Origin of the sequence: Streptomyces lycii, from assembly GCF_009735685.1 — a bacterium.
GTDB lineage: Bacteria > Actinomycetota > Actinomycetes > Streptomycetales > Streptomycetaceae > Streptomyces > Streptomyces lycii.
This window is the reverse complement of sequence record NZ_WHPN01000080.1, coordinates 1-904: the sequence shown is the minus strand read 5'-3', so window position 1 is coordinate 904 and position 904 is coordinate 1. Positions and strand designations below refer to the sequence as shown.

Genomic DNA, 904 nt, shown 5'->3' with positions numbered 1-904 from the left:
CCGGTGATGTACATCTCTCCGGGTACGCCCGGCGGTACCGGACGCAACGCCCCGTCCAGCACGTACACGCCCAGGCCGGGGATGCCCCGGCCGATCGGGCTCGCGGGCGCGGCCGCCGCGGAGTCGGCCGCCGTCAGCGGGCGGTGACTGACGTGCACGGTCGTCTCGGTGATGCCGTACATGTTGACCAGCGTCGGGGCGTCGTCCGCGTGGCGGGCGTACCAGGGGGCGAGCCGCGCCGGGTCGAGGGCCTCGCCGCCGAGGACGACGGTGCGCAGCGACAGTTCCCGTCCGGCCCGCGGGTTCTCCTCGTCCGCGCGGACCAGCTGGTAGAACGCGGAGGGCGTCTGGCTGAGCACGGTCACCCGCTCGCGCACCAGCAGTGCGAGGAACTCCGCCGGGGACCGGCTGACCTCGAAGGGCACGCCGACCAGCCGCCCGCCGTACAGCAGCGCTCCCCACAGCTCCCATACGGAGAAGTCGAAGGCGAAGGAGTGGAACCAGGTCCAGACGTCCCGGGGGCCGAAGCGGAACCAGTGCTCCGTCTCCCGGAAGAGCCGCACCACATTGCTGTGCGGAACCACCGCTCCCTTCGGGCGCCCGGTGGAGCCGGAGGTGTGGATGACGTAGGCGGGATGCCCGGGGCGCAGAGGGGCGGGACGGTCGGCGTCCGTGAGATCCCCGGACGGTTGTTCCGCGAGCGCGGCCAGGGTGGCCGGGTCGTCGAGGAGAAGCCGCGGAATGCCCCGTCCCGGGATGTCCCCGGCCACGGAGGCGGCGGTGAGGACCATCGACGGTGCGGCGTCGTCCAGCAGGAACGCGAGCCGGTCGGCGGGGTAGTCGGGGTCGAGGGGGACGTAGGCGGCGCCTGCTTTGAGGACGGCGAGGAGGGCGACGACGAGTT

The 904-nt window shown here is 73.0% G+C and carries 1 protein-coding gene; it reads right to left on the bottom strand.

From position 1 onward, the window contains the following. Positions 1–904, bottom strand: a 904-nt coding sequence (locus tag GCU69_RS04140; RefSeq protein WP_156205148.1) for an AMP-binding protein, incomplete at both ends; no start/stop codon positions are given.